The 15,253-nt window shown below is 60.1% G+C and carries 17 protein-coding genes; 10 read left to right on the top strand and 7 right to left on the bottom strand.

Translation table 11 applies throughout. The annotated features are described in order from the left end of the window. Window positions 1-53 precede the first annotated feature (53 nt). The 4 genes from QQJ86_RS01570 to QQJ86_RS01555 all read right to left on the bottom strand — a co-directional run bounded on the left by QQJ86_RS01570 (window position 54) and on the right by QQJ86_RS01555 (window position 5,086). Window positions 54-1,232 (bottom strand): Fic family protein, encoded by a 1,179-nt coding sequence (locus QQJ86_RS01570; protein WP_284319139.1) that lies wholly within the window; start codon window positions 1,230-1,232, stop codon window positions 54-56. A gap of 134 nt (window positions 1,233-1,366) precedes the next feature. After that, the gene (locus tag QQJ86_RS01565) at window positions 1,367-1,627 is read right to left on the bottom strand and encodes a YkgJ family cysteine cluster protein (RefSeq protein WP_284319138.1); all 261 of its coding nucleotides are present in this window, start codon (window positions 1,625-1,627) and stop codon (window positions 1,367-1,369) included. Window positions 1,628-1,629: 2 nt separating this feature from the next. Next, window positions 1,630-2,466, bottom strand: a complete 837-nt coding sequence (aroE, locus tag QQJ86_RS01560) for a shikimate dehydrogenase (RefSeq protein WP_284319137.1) — start codon at window positions 2,464-2,466, stop codon at window positions 1,630-1,632. A 163-nt stretch (window positions 2,467-2,629) separates the two neighbouring features. Further along, window positions 2,630-5,086, bottom strand: coding sequence for a TonB-dependent receptor plug domain-containing protein (locus QQJ86_RS01555; protein ID WP_284319136.1), 2,457 nt, complete (start codon window positions 5,084-5,086; stop codon window positions 2,630-2,632). A gap of 318 nt (window positions 5,087-5,404) precedes the next feature. Here QQJ86_RS01555 and QQJ86_RS01550 point away from each other — a divergent pair, with 318 nt between their 5' ends. Further along, window positions 5,405-5,662, top strand: a complete 258-nt coding sequence (locus QQJ86_RS01550; protein WP_284319135.1) for a hypothetical protein — start codon at window positions 5,405-5,407, stop codon at window positions 5,660-5,662. A 259-nt stretch (window positions 5,663-5,921) separates the two neighbouring features. Here QQJ86_RS01550 and QQJ86_RS01545 read toward each other — a convergent pair whose 3' ends face one another. Next, window positions 5,922-7,406 (bottom strand): RimK family protein, encoded by a 1,485-nt coding sequence (locus QQJ86_RS01545; protein WP_284319134.1) that lies wholly within the window; start codon window positions 7,404-7,406, stop codon window positions 5,922-5,924. Between the two features lie 285 nt (window positions 7,407-7,691). Here QQJ86_RS01545 and QQJ86_RS01540 point away from each other — a divergent pair, with 285 nt between their 5' ends. Beyond that, window positions 7,692-8,168: a GNAT family N-acetyltransferase gene (locus QQJ86_RS01540; RefSeq protein ID WP_284319133.1), complete on the top strand. Its 477-nt coding sequence runs from the start codon at window positions 7,692-7,694 to the stop codon at window positions 8,166-8,168. 43 nt (window positions 8,169-8,211) lie between these two features. On the opposite strand, the gene QQJ86_RS01535 is transcribed toward QQJ86_RS01540, so the two are convergent. Both QQJ86_RS01535 and QQJ86_RS01530 read right to left on the bottom strand, forming a co-directional pair. After that, window positions 8,212-8,493 carry a hypothetical protein gene (locus QQJ86_RS01535; protein WP_284319132.1) on the bottom strand — a complete coding sequence of 94 codons (282 nt, stop codon included), beginning with the start codon at window positions 8,491-8,493 and terminating at the stop codon, window positions 8,212-8,214. Between the two features lie 108 nt (window positions 8,494-8,601). Continuing rightward, a complete protein-coding gene (locus tag QQJ86_RS01530; protein ID WP_284319131.1) occupies window positions 8,602-9,291 on the bottom strand; it encodes a hypothetical protein in 690 nt (229 codons plus the stop codon). 86 nt (window positions 9,292-9,377) lie between these two features. Here QQJ86_RS01530 and lptM point away from each other — a divergent pair, with 86 nt between their 5' ends. From lptM to QQJ86_RS01490, 8 genes are all read left to right on the top strand, one after another. Next, window positions 9,378-9,587 (top strand): LPS translocon maturation chaperone LptM, encoded by a 210-nt coding sequence (gene lptM, locus QQJ86_RS01525; RefSeq protein WP_284319130.1) that lies wholly within the window; start codon window positions 9,378-9,380, stop codon window positions 9,585-9,587. An 11-nt stretch (window positions 9,588-9,598) separates the two neighbouring features. Then, entirely contained in the window at window positions 9,599-10,435 is an 837-nt protein-coding gene (dapF, locus tag QQJ86_RS01520) for a diaminopimelate epimerase (RefSeq protein ID WP_284319129.1), read from the top strand. A gap of 54 nt (window positions 10,436-10,489) precedes the next feature. Continuing rightward, window positions 10,490-11,176 carry a DUF484 family protein gene (locus QQJ86_RS01515; protein WP_284319128.1) on the top strand — a complete coding sequence of 229 codons (687 nt, stop codon included), beginning with the start codon at window positions 10,490-10,492 and terminating at the stop codon, window positions 11,174-11,176. Window positions 11,177-11,184: 8 nt separating this feature from the next. After that, entirely contained in the window at window positions 11,185-12,072 is an 888-nt protein-coding gene (gene xerC, locus QQJ86_RS01510) for a tyrosine recombinase XerC (protein WP_284319127.1), read from the top strand. Between the two features lie 19 nt (window positions 12,073-12,091). Next, complete coding sequence (locus QQJ86_RS01505) at window positions 12,092-12,424, top strand: GlpM family protein (protein WP_284319126.1); 333 nt, start codon at window positions 12,092-12,094, stop codon at window positions 12,422-12,424. A 90-nt stretch (window positions 12,425-12,514) separates the two neighbouring features. Continuing rightward, window positions 12,515-13,048, top strand: a complete 534-nt coding sequence (gene hslV, locus QQJ86_RS01500) for an ATP-dependent protease subunit HslV (RefSeq protein ID WP_284319125.1) — start codon at window positions 12,515-12,517, stop codon at window positions 13,046-13,048. Between the two features lie 100 nt (window positions 13,049-13,148). Then, on the top strand, window positions 13,149-14,489 hold the full coding sequence (gene hslU / locus QQJ86_RS01495) for an ATP-dependent protease ATPase subunit HslU (RefSeq protein ID WP_284319124.1): 1,341 nt from the start codon (window positions 13,149-13,151) through the stop codon (window positions 14,487-14,489). 109 nt (window positions 14,490-14,598) lie between these two features. Then, window positions 14,599-15,213, top strand: a complete 615-nt coding sequence (locus QQJ86_RS01490; protein ID WP_284319123.1) for a hypothetical protein — start codon at window positions 14,599-14,601, stop codon at window positions 15,211-15,213. Window positions 15,214-15,253: the final 40 nt, after the last annotated feature.

The following is a 15,253-nucleotide window of genomic DNA, read 5'->3' as shown; positions in this document are numbered from 1 at the left end:
ATTAGCATGACCTTGCTTTTAGAAAGGTCAAATTTAGGGGAGCTAATTTCGCTTTACGCAGCATCCTCGCTGACGATGTCATCGGTAAACAGACGAACGTAGGGCTCGAAGCGAAATCGGCGATTACGCGCGTAACCCGTCATCTCCGACAGAATGCCAAGCTCCGCCAGTCGGGTAACCAAATTGTTGGCCGCAGCGAAGGTCGTACCGGTCAGTGCTTTGACGTCCGCCACTGTAACAATGGGACGATCGAACAAGCTCTCCAGCACACGATGCCCATTGCCGGCAGCACGCCCAAGCTTTTCAGTAATGGCAAATCGATGCTGCTCTCGCAGCAATTGGATACGTCGCGCAGTGTCCGCAGCTTCCGCCGCCACTTCGATCACTCCACGTAGAAAAAAAGCCAACCATCTTTCCCACTGCCCGCGATCTCGCACATCCTGCAAATGCTCGTAATAGGCTTGTCGATGCTGATGAAAAAAATGGGAGAGATAGAGCACCGGTTTGTGCAACACGCCGCATTCTGTCAGCAAGAAGGTGATGAGCAAGCGCCCTACGCGACCGTTGCCATCGAGAAAAGGATGTATGGTTTCAAACTGCACGTGCGCCAGCGCGATCTTCACCAACGGTGGCAAGGTGGTGTCTTCATGCAAGAAGCTTTCCCATTCACCCAATGCCCGCGGAACTTCCTCATAAGGTGGCGGCACAAACCTGGCCGTTGCCAGCGTGCAACCTGCGGGTCCAATCCAGTTCTGACTACGGCGCAATTCCCCCGGCTGTAAGTGGCCACCACGTACACCCTTCATGAGTTCAGCGTGGATTTCCCGGATCAAGCGCACCGACACCGGTAATTCCGTCAACCGGCTCAACCCGACGTCCATCGCGCGCACGTAGTTGACAACTTCGTCCACATCACGCGGCATGGTCTCATCAAAGAGATCAGCCTCGGCCGCCAAAAGATCCTGCAATGAACTCTGCGTACCCTCGATCTGACTGGACAGCACTGCCTCTTTGCGCACATACATAAAGACGAATAGGTCTGGATTAGGCAGCGTCAGCACCGAGCCATCCAGGCGCCCTAATGCACGATCAGCCTGAGATAAAAGCCCCTGCAGTTCGCCATTCAAGGCCAACGGCGGTTCCGGAGGCAACGGTGCAGGTATAAACGCCCGATACCCCGTGGGCTGACGTATATAACGACCGGCGCGAACCGAAGCATCCTGGGCGCTCATGTGCTTTCCTGCGTTGAATATGGAACCACAACAGGTCCATATGATAGACAGCGTTTAATATAGCTATGCGGAACAGCTATATTCAATCCTAGGCATCATTGGTTGGAGGGCCCATATGGCGCGCCTGATCAGGGTCAAGCCGCGGTCATTCGTTCCAAGGCCTTGAGCCATGTAAGCGCGTGCTCACGACTCGCACCGCACATCACTGGTTCCGGTTTGAGACTTGCACACACCACAGGACGAAGCGGATCACCGAAGATCGCGCAGTGATTGTCATCAGTAAGTTGCACACAGCGCACGCCGGCGGGCTTGCCGTGTGGCATGCCGGGAATGGGCGACGTGATCGACGGTGCGATGCAGCACGCTCCGCAGCCCACGCGGCACTGCATGCTCATCCTCACGAACCTTGCGCACGCAACGATTGATAGACGGGTTCGGTACCTGGCCGTTGGCCATGCCACAGTTCAAACGCATCGGCCGCCTGTTCCACCAGCATGCCGAGACCGTCGTAGGCGTAGCGCGCACCGGCTGCGCGTGCCCAAGCGAGAAAGGCGAACGCGGATTTGCCGTAAGCGAGGTCGTAACAGGCGGCGCGCGACCCGGCTAACGACATCGGCAACGTCAGCGATTGACCCAGCGTACCGGCTGAGGTGGCGTTGACGATCAAATCGAAGCTGCCGATATTGGCGAGGTCTTCCCAATAGCGCGTGTGCACGCGCGCGGGTTCGCCGATGGCGTCGGCCAGGGTGTCGGCTGCCTCGGGCGAACGGTTGACGATGGTGAGCGTCTGCACGCCCGCTTCGAACAGCGACCAGGCCACCGCGCGCGAGGCGCCACCGGCACCGAGCAGCAACGCATCGTGACCACGCAGATCCAGATCGTGCCGCTCGGTAAGGTCACGCACCAATGCATGGCCATCAGTGTTATGGGCGGATAGACGTCCATCTGCGAGACGGGTGAGCACGTTGGCGGTGCCGGCGCGTGTAGCGGCTTGTGTGCGTTCATCAGCCAGCGCGAAGGCGGCGGATTTGTGCGGCAGCGTGACATTCGCGCCGCGTGCATGGTCTTCGTTGAAGAAATGCTTCACTGCCCCGGCAAAGGCGTCCGGTGCGGCATCGATCGCACGGTATTCGAGCGTAATGCCGAACTGCCGTGCAAAAGCCTGATGGATCTGCGGCGAAAGGCTGTGCGCGATCGGATGACCGAAGACGGCGAATTGCAAAGGCTGGGACATGCGGTGCTCCTGCGTGGTGCTCCATTGTAAGCGCTTTGGCGTCGTCCCAATTTTTCGATGTACCCAAAATCTGCGTCGGTTGGGGTGCAAACCCCAACCTAGAAACCCCCAACCCTCCCCTGCGAGCAGGGGAGGGTTTTGTATCACTGGATGTTGTGTTTGCTTACCAGCGGTAAGTCACCTTGCCATACCAGTAGCGGCCATCGAAGCCGAACGGCGAGAGTGCTGAATACTGCAAGCCGTTCGCGCGATCTTCATAGCCACCGTTGTTCGACAGAGCCACCTTGGTCGGGTACTGGTTGGTGACGTTGTCGACGCCGGCTGCAAAGATCCAGTTCTGCAAGCTGTAGTTGGCAGACAGATTCAATAGCCAACGTGCAGAGAACGTTTGACCAACCAGGCCGATGGCGGGATCGGAGACGTCAGTGACCGAGCCGTAGCGAGTAAAGTCAGCGTGCACGTCCAGACCGCCATGCACCCAGTCGGTGTACAGCACGTATTTGGTGCGTGGCGTACCCTTGGTTAGCAGGCCTTGGTTGTAGGGGCCCAGCAAGGCAGGGTTGCTGATCTCTTCGATGTGCACCTGGTTGTAGTTGGCGCTGACGCCGCTGTTGAGGCGTCCGAAGTCACCCATGTCCTGGGTGTAGTTCACGACCAAGTCCGCACCACGGGTGCGCGTGTTGCCGCCGTTGACAAAGAACTGCAGCTGCGCGATCTGCGGGAAGTTCGGGTTAGTGTTGGTCAGCGGATCGCTGTACAGAATCTGGTGCCAGATGCGAATTTGATAGACATCCAGCGTCGCATTGAGCCGATCCAGTGGCGTGAACACGAAACCGACCGAGTAATTCGAGGACTTCTCCGGCGTCAGTGGCTTAGCGCCATAGGCAATGGCCAGTGGATCGTTCGGCCGCAACGTACCGACCTGCACGAGTTGTCCGTTCGATACCAGGGTGACAGTGGAGCTGTAGTTCACCTGCGCCATCGACGGTGCGCGGAAACCGTTGGAGGCGGTGGCGCGCAAGGCAAAGTTGTCGGTGAATTGATAGCGCCCGGAAAGCTTGCCGGATACCACTGACCCGACACCGCCGGAGTAGTTCTCATAACGTCCGGCTACGCCCGCGGAGAACTTGTCGGTGATGTCATTTTCGAGATCGAAATAGGCGGCGTAGTTATGACGACTGAAATTGCCGGCGAGACTGGGTGTGATGCCCGGCCATACCTGCGAGCCGCCCGGATAGACATTGCCGCTGGGATCGAGCGCATTGGGATTGAAATACCACGACGCCGGTTCGCCCGCGCCCACGTCGTATTCGTCTTTCTTGTATTCCACACCCCACGCGACGGTTAGCGGATTCTTGAGAAAGCCCAGGGTGAATTCGCGCGACGCATCGAAATCCACGACAGCAAGCTTGGTGGCATAGCGGCCGGCGTAAAAGGTTGTCGGCGAAGAACCGGTGGAATGATAGAGATTGGTGTTGATGGAGTTGGTGACGTCGAAGATCAGGTCGTTCTCACCATAGGTGCCCGACAGATCCCAGTTCCAATCGAAGGCTTGGCCTTTGAGGCCCAGCGTGCCTTGATAATCGCGCGTGGGATTGACGATGTGCGGCAGGAAACCATCGGGATACACCGCAGTCACGTTGCGATCCGGATTGTTCCACATGCGCCAGTAACCGTTGGAGGTTACGTCGCGCTTGCCCATGATCAGGTTGCCGTATAGATCGACCGTGCCGCCAAGTTTGTAATCAAGATTGAGCACACCCTGAAGAACTTTTTCCGCGGGTTCGCCATAGCGCTGGTAGGGCGTCGGTGGCGGGTACGGATTGTTGATGAAGTCGCGTGGCGGATAGTTGAAAGTGGGATCAGTGTTCTCGGCGCGATTGGTATTCATCACGCTCTGGTAATTCCAGGAGAAACGCGCCCAGCCTGGCGCCTTCCCTTCCACACCACCCAACGGAATGGCTACCGAACCTTCCACGCCGTTGTTTTCGCCGTCGCCGACGTCCATCACGCCGCCGTAAATATCAATGCTGTTTTTGCCCGGACCCGGCGCGCCTTTGAGGATGATGTTGATCACGCCGGCGATGGCGTCGGAGCCGTATTGCGCAGAAGCGCCATCACGCAGCACTTCGATGTGATCGATCGCAGCAATGGGGATGGAGTTGAGATCCACAGGCGCCGAACCGCGACCCACGCTTTCGTTGTAATTGACCAGGGCCGAGGTGTGGTAGCGCTTGCCGTTGACCAGCACCAACACGTCATCCGGCGAAAGTCCACGCAGTGTGGCCGGTCGTAGCGCATCGTTGCCGTCGTTGATGGCAGGTTTGGGAAAATCCAGCGATGGCAAAAGACGATTGAGTGCGGTCGCCAAGTCTCCGGCACCGGTCGCCGCCAGATCTTTGGGTGTCAATACGTCGATGGGAGCGAGTGATTCATCCACCGTGCGGCTGGTGGCACGCGTACCGGTTACGACGACCTGCTGCAGTTGTTTGACGTTCTTGTCGTCTTGCGTAGTGCTGGTGTCTTGAGCGTGAAGCGCGGAAACGGAAAGCAGTGCGGACAGCATCGACAGCCACAGGGCATGTCGTCGAAACGACGGTGTATGTATATGTATAGGCATGAGTTACCCCTCCCCAATCTCGCAGAGATAAAAAGAAGAAACGAAATGAGAGCGTGCCTCCCCGACACGCTGGCATACCCTCCCCAAAGGGTGTTGCCGGTTTCAAAGTAGGTCGAAAGTCATACGCCGGTCAAGACAACTAAATGTGAAGGCGGACCTTTTTTGACGCATGACACATCCCGCGATGCTCAAGAACGGGTGGTATGTCAGCCATGCGCAAGCTCCCCACCGACTGGTTTCGCGCTCGGTAAAAGGCATCGCAACCTATGAGACGAACGCCGAGCAAGCTGTATTCATCGTGCAGCTCCGGAGTTCGTCATGCTTAGCAAGTCCATCGATCCCAATCGGCATCCGCGTCTCTTAGCCGCAGCCCTTCTGTGGTTGTTCGGCGGCAGCGTGCTGCTGGTCACGACACTCGTTCCCGCATATACCGTGTTGCTGGGTTGGACGCCATTTTTCTGGTTGTTTGTCGCGCCGCTTGCCGTTGCGCTGACATTGGAGCCCAAGCTTCCGCGACTGTTGTTGAGCATGCGCAGACCACGCCGCCGCAACACCTCTCAATTGATCTGGAATTGATCGAATTCCGCTTGGCAGTGGAGCCGTTGCGGCCGGAGTGCCGCATCCAGGGATGACTACCGGCTGGCAGGGAGTGGTCGCGGCCGACAGTCAGCGCAAAGGAGTGCGCCTGCGATTCCGGTTCGCCCACGGATGGGTGACCGGAATAGCCCTATCTTATTGGCGTCGAACGTCAACTACGCCGTACCGTCACCCCGACTTTCGCAGGGATGACGAGCAAAAAAAGGATCAACCGAGGTTCGACACGAACCAGATAACTCTATACGACGATGCCCATGCGTTTGCGTTCCATGCGGCGCAGCAACTCTTGCATGATGCGTCGATAAAGATCTTCGCCCAGATATCGATCTTCCACGCCGGCATCGATGGACGGATTGTCGTTCACTTCGATCACTACGACCTTGTCACCCATCTGTTTCAGGTCCACGCCGTAGAGACCATCACCCACGGCGCTGGTGGCTTTGAGCGCCAGCTTTACAACCTCGGCGGGTGCATCGCGAACTGGGATCGTTTCAAAACCACCCGATTTGTCGGTGCCTTTTGCGCCATGGTTGTAGATCTGCCAATGGCCGCGCGACATGTAGTACTTGCATGCATAGAGCGGCTCGCGATTGAGCACGCCGATGCGCCAGTCGAAATCGGTATAGACGAATTCCTGCGCCAGCAGCAGGGCACTGTGCTGGAACAGTTCGCTCGCCGCTTTTTCCAGATGATCTTCGCTTTCCACCTTGACGACGCCGCGCGAGAACGAGCCGTCGGGGATTTTCAGCACCACTGGAAATCCGAGCTTTTCAGCGACTTCTTTTAAACCCTTGGCGTCGTCGCGGTAGAGAATTTCCGTGCGCGGCACCGCGAGCTTGCGCGCGACCATCAAATCGTTGAGGAAGATCTTGTTCGTGCAGCGCAGGATCGAACTGGGATCGTCGATCACCACCATGCCTTCGCGTTCGGCGCGATGCGCAAAGCTGTAAGTGTGGTTGTCGCTGGCCGTGGTTTCGCGAATGAATAACCCATCGTATTCGGCCAGGCGCTGGTAGTCGTTCTTGCCGATCGGATCGACTTCGATGCCAAGCTCCTTGCCGGCGGCAATGAATGACTTCAGCGCTTTCTTGTTCGACGGCGGCATCGCTTCATTCGGGTCGACCAACATGGCCAGGTCATAGCGATACAGACGCCTTGCGCGAGGCTTGCGCCACAGCTTCTTGGAGAAGCGATCGAGCTCGGCCGCGAAGGCGTCTTCCTGCGCATCGTCCAGCGTGTGCAGGCCGACCGGCTTGACCGAGGCAATCTGCCAGACGCGCTCACGCTCAAACTCGATGCGCAGCAGCGGGCAAGGGAACATTTCGAATACCTGCCGCGCCATATCCTGCAACGCAGGGTAGGCGGTCTCGCCGAAGTAGACGAGGATGCCGAAGTCCGTTGTGTCGCGCCCACCCGCTGGCAAAAAGTGCGTGAGCTTGGCGTTGAGGTCGTCGATAGCGATGCCATAGAGCGAGCGTCGGCGCAGATCGTTCACCGTGCGCACGGACGGCATCACACGGTGCCCGCGGGCTTCGGCCAGCAGCGATACGTAGTAGCCCGTGCCGAGGTATTTGTAGCTGCGGCATAGGTTGATTACGTGAGTGCGTTCCTCATCACCGCCCACCGGCTCGCGCAGGTAGTCCATGGCAGTGACGACGTCGACGGAGGGGTAGTAAGAGCTCCAGTCGGAAGCTTTCTCGACGACGATGACGAGTCGGGTCATGACACCTCAAACAGACCAGCAGGAGGGACGTCGTCGCGTGGGGAAACGAGGCGGCGCAGCGCAAGGCGGCAGTGTCTTTCACCTCGGCGGGACACACAAGAGTGCCCGATGAAGCAGGCCTAAATGCGCCGGCTGGCCTGCACGCGCGAAGGATGACTTCGGCGGGATGATTTCCAACGCCGTGTGCACTAGAGTGCCCCGCTTGCTCGAACCGACCCGGGCAAAGAACCCTTCAGTCCCACCGCGCCTGTCGCAGGTGCATTGCTTTCACGAGAAGAGCCGCTGATGACCCCATCGCCAGCCACCGCCGCCGTGCGGGTGCGCCGCGCCGAACTTTCCGATCTCGACGATCTGGTCGCACTGGAACAGGCCACGTTCGACAGTGACCAGATCAGCCGTGCGCAATTTCGCCGCCATCTCGACAGCGATACCGCGCGCGTGCTGGTGGCCAGCGCGAATCATCGGCGCTTCCTGGGTACAGCGATGGTGTTCTTCCGCAAGGGCAGCCGCGTGGCTCGGCTTTACTCGATCGCCAGCCTGCCGGAAGCACGTGGCAAGGGCGTAGGCACGGCGCTGATCGAAGCCGCCGAAACGGCTGCGCGCCAGCGGCGCTGCGAAGCGCTGCGACTGGAAGTGCGCACGGATAACGACAGCGCGGTCCGCCTATACGAGCGGCTGGGTTATCACCGGGTCGGTGCGGTGAAAGAAGGTTTCTACGAAGACGGTACGGACGCTTTCGTCTACGAAAAAGCGCTTGCATAAAAAAGGCCTCCCGCTTGGGGAGGCCTTCTCGAGATCGTGGCAATCAGTGGTGGTGGTCTTCGTTGGAAACTTCTGCCGCCTGCTTGAGCTCGGCGTTGGCCCGATCCAACAGCTCTTTGGCCTTGGCGGCGTGGCCGCCGAGATCGAACTCATTGGCTTGCTGCGCATCGGTCACGCGCTTGTAGGCTTGGTCGACCAGCCGCTGCGCGGCAGCCAGATTCGGATGGCGCCGAGCACTGACGTCGCGCACCGGCTGTTGGGCGACCGTAGCGGTAGCAGCAAGAACAAGACCGGCGGTCATGGCGATCAACGTAAGACGCTTCATGCTTTTCCCCTTTGTTGTGTCTGCGAAGCAGTTGGACGGTGAGCGGAATCTAGCAGCGCTTCATGACAGCGGCCACGGGGAAGTTCTTGCGGCAGAATCTTCCGACCCTCAGCCGCCGAAAGGCTGACCCATGCGCTGGGCTGTTGCGTCATCCGGCCGCGCCACCAGCGCACCGGTGCGCATCAGGCTCACGCTGTAGCGCCCACCGTCGACCAACGGCAGGAAGGCCGCGCTGCCAAACACCGTGTCCACTTCGGGGAACCAGCGCGGCATCTGCTTCTTCAAGTCGAACAGATCGTCCGCGCCGGCCTGGCTGAAGTCGATCACGGTGCGTGGCGAAGTGGTCTCCTGGCTGGCGTCGTCATAACGCCCGGAAATGCGGTCGAGCCGATACAGCGGCGGCAGGCCTGCAAGCATCGCCGGCAGCTTCCACTTCAGCACGATGGCGTCGACCTGGAAGTCATCGCCGGCCAGCATCATCTTGCGCGTGGCGCCATCTGGCCATGTCACGGTGAGCGCCCACCGCTGCGGCGACAGAATGCGGGCATCGATCTGTGCTACCGGCGCCTCTTCGCCGAGAAAACGGTAGCCGCGCAACGACATGGCGATGCCGCCAAGAAACGCTGCCAGCAGCAGGAACACCACTAGCAACAACGAATGTCCGGCCGCGGCGATGTGCCGGCGCTGGCGCACGTGCTGACGTGCTGCCAGCAGTTGGACCAAAGCAAGCAGCAAGACCACGCCCGTCAAGATGACGAGCAGAGTGGTGGGCAGGCGCAGCACTTCATTCCAGTTCATCGGGTACTCAAGATGTTCTGCAAGGCGCACATGATAGACGGGCCGCCTTGGCTATACTGCGGGCGTTTTCCGAGGATTCCCTTCCCATGCGCCGATCGATTCTGCTGCTGCCGACCTGCCTCGCCTTCGCTGCGATCGCCGGCTGCGGCAACAAAGGCCCGCTGTACTATCCGCCGCCGAATCCGGCGCCCGCGGCTCATCCCGCGCCTGCTCCGGCACCGGCCAAGGCGAGCACCGCGCAAGCACCCGCGAGCGCCAGCAGCGTTCAGACCAAGCCGCTGGACGGAAACGGATAGCACGATCGAACATGGCTCTGCGTTTTTCCAAGATGCACGGCAGCGGCAACGACTTTGCCGTGATCGACAGCCGCAGCGGCGCGCTTGCGCTGAACCCGGCCAGCATCCGCGCGATGGCCGATCGCCATACCGGCATCGGCTTCGATCAATTGCTGAGTGTGGAACCGGCGCGCGACGGTGCTAGCGCTTTCTATTACGGCATCTGGAATGCCGATGGCTCGCCTTCGGGTCAATGCGGCAATGGCGTGCGTTGCGTCGCCGCCTGGCTGCAGCGGGCCGGTGTGTTGGCGATCGGCGAGACGGCGCAAGTGCAGAGCCCTTCCGGACCGGTGGCGGTGCGCGTGGTCGACGCGAACCGCGTCACTGTGGACATGGGCGTGCCGGTGTTCGAACCGGCACGCATTCCTTTCAACGCCACTCAGATGGCGGATCGCTATTCGATCGAAGTGGATGGTCAAACACTGGACATCGGTGCAGTGTCCATGGGCAATCCACATGCGGTGGTCGTGGTGGACGATCTGCTGGCCCCGGCGTTGGCGCGTCTCGGCCCGGCCTTGACCGCGCACACTCGGTTTCCGGAAGGCGTGAATACCGGATTCGTACAGAAACTGAGCCCGCAGCACGTACGCCTACGGGTGCATGAGCGCGGTTCCGGATGGACGCTGGCCTGCGGCACTGGCGCCTGCGCGGCGATGGCGGTGCTGCGGCGTCGCGGTGAAGTGGATGCGCAGGTGCGGGTGGATCTTCCCGGCGGCACGCTGCAGATTGATTGGGTCGGTCCCGGCGAACGACTGTGGATGACCGGACCTGCGACCTTCGTTTATGAGGGAGAGTGGTTGGGTGATTGATGCGCGCGCGCGTCCATCGCACACTGCACCCCAGGGTTAAGAGAGGCTCCGCGCATGACCACCAACGCCCTGCTTCACGACACTATCAAAGCTAGCGATGTAGCGGCGTATCTGCGTCAGCATCCGGCTTTCCTCAACGATTACCCGGAACTGGCCACGCTGCTGACGTTGCCGCGCGAGCAGGGTGCCGTGGCATCGCTCGCGGCCTATCAATTGCAGGCCTTGCGCGATAAGAACACCGAGCTGGAACGCAAGCTGGCCGAACTCACCACCATCGCCGCCGAGAACGAGCGGCTGATGCAGCGCGTGCATGAGCTCAACGTCGCCGTGCTGCGCGCCAACACGCCGGAAGTGGCTGCACGCAGCGTGGTGGCTCGTCTGTCGGAAGATTTCGGTACCGACCAGACCCGCCTGGTGGTGTTCGGCAAGACGATGCTCCCGCCGGCGGATTGGCTCGTGCACGAACCAGGCGGCCGCGCTGCCATGCCGGAATTTGCGGATTTCCTCGCCCATCACGAGCCGGTTTCCGGACGGCTTTCTGCCGATCGCTTGCAGCGGTTGTTCGGTGGACAGGCAACGAACATCAAATCCGCCGCATTGATGCCGCTGGGTGAACTGGGGTTGCTGGCGCTGGGCAGCCAGGACGCGGACCACTTCCAGCCCGGCATGGGCACGGTATTCCTGAAGATGATCGCAGCCACCGTCACTGCCGCGCTGGCGCGCATGCGGGACGGCGTTTGAACGTAGCGATGGACGCGCAATCCCAGGTTGATACATGGCTCGCGCGACTGGGTAGCGAACGCAAGGCATCGCCGCACACGATAGAAGGCTATCGCCGCGATCTGGATAAGCTGCTGCGCTACATGCAGAAGCAGCAGATGGCTTCGGTTGAGCAGTTGAAGCCGCATCACATGCGCAGCTTCATCGCTGCCGAACATCGCGCGGGCTTGTCGCCGAAGAGTCTGCAGCGGCTACTTTCCTCTTGCCGCAGCTTGTTCCGTCAGCTCACGCGCGAAGGCATGCTTTCGCACGATCCTGTGGCCGGCGTACGTGGGCCGAAGGTGCATCGCAAACTGCCACAGGTGTTGGATGTCGATGAAGCCACCGCGCTGGTGGAAGGTGACGGCAACGATGACGCGCTGAGCGTGCGTGACCGCGCCATGCTGGAACTGTTCTATTCCTCCGGCTTGCGTCTTTCCGAATTGACCGGCTTGCGCTGGTTGGATCTGGATCTCAATGCGGGCGAAGTGCGCGTGCTGGGCAAGGGACAGAAAACACGCATCGTTCCGGTGGGCCGTCATGCGATCGCCGCGCTGCGCACGCTGGGTGATGCGGAAGGTCGTGCACCGGAATCGCCGATATTCCGCGGACGCAATGGTGCGCCAATCAGCCCACGCACAGTACAGGCACGCCTGAAACTGCTCGCCCTGCGCCAAGGTTTCGCCAAGCACGTGCATCCGCATTTGCTGCGCCATACGTTTGCCAGTCACATGCTGGAATCGTCCGGTGATCTGCGCGCAGTGCAGGAGCTGCTCGGTCACGCCGACATCGCTACCACGCAGATCTATACGCATTTGGATTTCCAGCACCTGGCCAAGGTGTACGACGCCGCGCATCCACGCGCGCGCAGAAAATAGTCGAGATCCTACCGACGACATGAATCTACTTTTAAAAGCTCTGATCGGTGCGTTGATGGTGCTGCTGATCGGGTTGCTCGCGCGCACGCGCAACTACTACGTTGCCGGTTTGCTGCCGCTGTTTCCGACGTTCGCGCTGATGGCGCATTACATTGTAGGAAGCGAACGCGGCATCGCCGATCTGAAGGCCACTATCGTGTTCGGCATGTGGGCGGTGGTGCCTTATCTGGCGTACTTGGCAAGTCTGTATTGGCTGGTCGATCGGCTACGTCTGCTGCCGGCCCTGCTGGTAGCGTTGTGTGTTTGGGGTATAACCGCCGCCGGTGCGGTGTTGCTCTGGCAGCGACACTGATCAGCCCTGACCGGCGGTTACGCTCCAAGCAGCTTGGATTTCCTCAGGGCGACCCTATCTCAGCGGTCTTGGCTTTATTCGGAGAGCTACATGGAATCCTTCCACGCCACCACCATCGTATCGGTGCGCCGTAACGGCCGCGTCGTGATCGGCGGCGACGGCCAGGTCACGCTGGGCAACACGGTGATGAAGGCCAATGCGCGCAAGATCCGCCGCCTGGGCAAGGGCGATGTACTGGCCGGATTCGCCGGCGCTACCGCCGATGCATTCACCTTGTTCGAATTGTTCGAACAGAAGCTGGACAAGCACGGCGGCAACCTTACCCGAGGCGCCGTCGAGATGGCCAAGGAATGGCGCACCGATCGCCGCCTCGGCCGGCTCGAAGCGATGTTGGCCGTAGCGGACAAGGAAGCATCGTTGCTGATCTCCGGCAACGGCGATGTGCTGGAACCCGAGCACGGGCTGATTGCGATCGGCTCCGGTGGCCCCTATGCGCAATCGGCTGCACTCGCGCTGATGGAGAACACCGACCTGGATGCGCGTGCCATCGTCGAGCGCGCATTGAAGATCGCCGGTGACATCTGCATTTACACGAATCACAACACCACGATCGAAGAGCTTTGATGGAAGGCCGGGAACGGGAAACAGGGAAGGGGGGAACGTCACCCCTCCCGCAATCTCCATGTTCCCTGTTCCCCGATCCCTGTTCCCTGGATTTAAACCCATGTCTGAACTGACCCCTCGCGAAATCGTCAACGAACTCGACCGCTACATCATCGGCCAGCACGACGCCAAGCGCGCCGTCGCCATCGCGCTGCGCAACCGTTGGCGCCGCATGCAGCTGGAACCGATGCTGCGTGAGGAAGTGACGCCAAAGAACATCCTGATGATCGGCCCTACCGGCGTGGGCAAGACGGAAATCGCGCGCCGTCTGGCCACGTTGGCCAATGCGCCGTTCGTCAAAGTGGAAGCGACCAAGTTCACCGAAGTGGGTTATGTGGGCAAGGACGTGGAATCGATCGTGCGCGACCTCGCCGACGTGTCCTACAAGCTCACTCGCGAGCAAGCGATGAAGCGCGTGCGTTCGCAGGCCGAAGACCGCGCCGAAGATCGCATCCTGGATGCTTTGCTGCCGCGCCGTGCTTCGCCGACCGATTGGACGCATGATCCCGCGCCAGCCGCTTCGCTCGAAAACGATACGCGCCAGAAGTTGCGCAAGCAGCTGCGCGAAGGTGCGCTGGACGATCGCGAGATCGAACTGGATGTCGCTATGAACGTCGGCGTGGAGATCATGTCGCCGCCGGGCATGGAAGAAATGGGCCAGCAGCTGCGCCAGATGTTCCAGAACCTGGGCGGCGCACGCACGCAGAAGCGCAAGCTACCGATCAAAGCCGCACGCCCGCTGCTGATCGACGAAGAGGCTGCCAAGCTGCTCAATGACGACGAAATTCGTACGCAGGCCATGGAGGCAGCCGAACAAAACGGCATCGTTTTCATCGACGAGATCGACAAGATCGCGCAGCGCTCGGAATGGGGCGGCGCGGGTGTAAGCCGCGAGGGCGTACAGCGCGACCTGCTGCCGCTGGTGGAAGGTTCGACCGTGTCGACCAAGTACGGCCCGATCAAGACCGACCACATGCTGTTCATCGCCTCCGGCGCGTTCTCGCTCGCCAAGCCCTCGGACCTGATTCCGGAACTGCAGGGCCGCTTGCCGATTCGCGTCGAGCTGTCGGCACTGTCGGTCGATGACTTCAAGCGCATCCTGCGCGAGCCGCATAACGCGCTTACCAAGCAATACGTTGCCTTGCTCGGTACCGAGGGCGTGACGGTGACGTTCAACGAAACGGGCATCGACCGCTTGGCCGAGGTGGCCTATCAGGTGAACGAACGGACCGAAAACATCGGTGCCCGCCGCCTGCATACGGTCATGGAGCGGCTTTTGGAGAAGATCTCCTACGAAGCTGCGGATAAATCCGGCGAAAACTACCTGATCGACGCCGAATATGTCGATAACAACCTGGGTAGCCTGGTCAAGGACGAGGATTTGAGCCGGTATATCCTCTGATGCGAAAGCCTTTCAGTAAATGATTGTACAGAAAGGCTATTTTTGCGAAGCGAGGGGAGTTAGCGGGCTGTAAACAAGCCGCCAGACCCCCTCTGATAAAATGGCGGGTATGGGTACGATCATTGAACTGAAGACCACCGGTCCGCGTGCGCAACTCCGCGAAGCGCAACAAAAACAGCAACTGGTGCGTCTATGGCGCGGCGAATTGGAACACGGCAGCTTCTGCGGTTATGTCGGTAGCGTGGGCCGTGAATTTTTCTTGTTGTGGGTGGTAGGTGATGGCATCACCTACGACGGCATGTATGTAATGCGGCATCGCGACATCTCCGAGCTGGAGACGCCGGACAAGCACAGTCCCTTCATGGAGAAGGCGTTGGTGCTGAAGAATCTGGTGCCGCGCCTCCCGCGCAGCTTCCCGCTCGACAGCATTCGCGAAGTGGTGCAAGCCGCTAGCGCGATGATGCCGGTGATCGGCGTCCACGTGGACAGCGAAGACGAATCGGAGGTCTGCTATATCGGCCGCCTGATCAGCGTGGAGGACGACGGCTTCAATCTGCAGGAGATCACCCCCGATGCGGAGTGGCTGTGCGAACCTTCGTTCTTCGCATGGGACGAGGTGTCCACGGTGACGATGGAAGATGGCTACGCGCAGTCGCTGCTCGCCGTGGCCGGTGCACCGCCGCCGCTGCTACAAGGCGATTCGGGTGTAGGACGAGCACGTTGATCCATGCATGAAAAAGCCCGCCATTTGGCGGGCTTTGTTT

The organism is Dyella acidisoli (genome assembly GCF_030160295.1).
Taxonomy (GTDB): Bacteria; Pseudomonadota; Gammaproteobacteria; order Xanthomonadales; family Rhodanobacteraceae; genus Dyella_B; species Dyella_B acidisoli.
The sequence above is the reverse complement of the archived record's forward strand: the minus strand, read 5'-3'. Positions and strand labels throughout refer to the sequence as shown.

Coding starts and splice junctions, on each gene's coding strand:
- QQJ86_RS01505 (WP_284319126.1), top strand. CDS start 12,092: ATGAATCTACTTTTAAAAGCTCTGATCGGTGCGTTGATGGTGCTGCTG.
- QQJ86_RS01530 (WP_284319131.1), bottom strand. CDS start 9,291: ATGAACTGGAATGAAGTGCTGCGCCTGCCCACCACTCTGCTCGTCATC.
- QQJ86_RS01535 (WP_284319132.1), bottom strand. CDS start 8,493: ATGAAGCGTCTTACGTTGATCGCCATGACCGCCGGTCTTGTTCTTGCT.
- dapF (WP_284319129.1), top strand. CDS start 9,599: ATGGCTCTGCGTTTTTCCAAGATGCACGGCAGCGGCAACGACTTTGCC.
- xerC (WP_284319127.1), top strand. CDS start 11,185: ATGGACGCGCAATCCCAGGTTGATACATGGCTCGCGCGACTGGGTAGC.
- QQJ86_RS01490 (WP_284319123.1), top strand. CDS start 14,599: ATGGGTACGATCATTGAACTGAAGACCACCGGTCCGCGTGCGCAACTC.
- lptM (WP_284319130.1), top strand. CDS start 9,378: ATGCGCCGATCGATTCTGCTGCTGCCGACCTGCCTCGCCTTCGCTGCG.
- QQJ86_RS01570 (WP_284319139.1), bottom strand. CDS start 1,232: ATGAGCGCCCAGGATGCTTCGGTTCGCGCCGGTCGTTATATACGTCAG.
- hslU (WP_284319124.1), top strand. CDS start 13,149: ATGTCTGAACTGACCCCTCGCGAAATCGTCAACGAACTCGACCGCTAC.
- aroE (WP_284319137.1), bottom strand. CDS start 2,466: ATGTCCCAGCCTTTGCAATTCGCCGTCTTCGGTCATCCGATCGCGCAC.
- QQJ86_RS01555 (WP_284319136.1), bottom strand. CDS start 5,086: ATGCCTATACATATACATACACCGTCGTTTCGACGACATGCCCTGTGG.
- QQJ86_RS01565 (WP_284319138.1), bottom strand. CDS start 1,627: ATGAGCATGCAGTGCCGCGTGGGCTGCGGAGCGTGCTGCATCGCACCG.
- hslV (WP_284319125.1), top strand. CDS start 12,515: ATGGAATCCTTCCACGCCACCACCATCGTATCGGTGCGCCGTAACGGC.
- QQJ86_RS01545 (WP_284319134.1), bottom strand. CDS start 7,406: ATGACCCGACTCGTCATCGTCGTCGAGAAAGCTTCCGACTGGAGCTCT.
- QQJ86_RS01550 (WP_284319135.1), top strand. CDS start 5,405: ATGCTTAGCAAGTCCATCGATCCCAATCGGCATCCGCGTCTCTTAGCC.
- QQJ86_RS01515 (WP_284319128.1), top strand. CDS start 10,490: ATGACCACCAACGCCCTGCTTCACGACACTATCAAAGCTAGCGATGTA.
- QQJ86_RS01540 (WP_284319133.1), top strand. CDS start 7,692: ATGACCCCATCGCCAGCCACCGCCGCCGTGCGGGTGCGCCGCGCCGAA.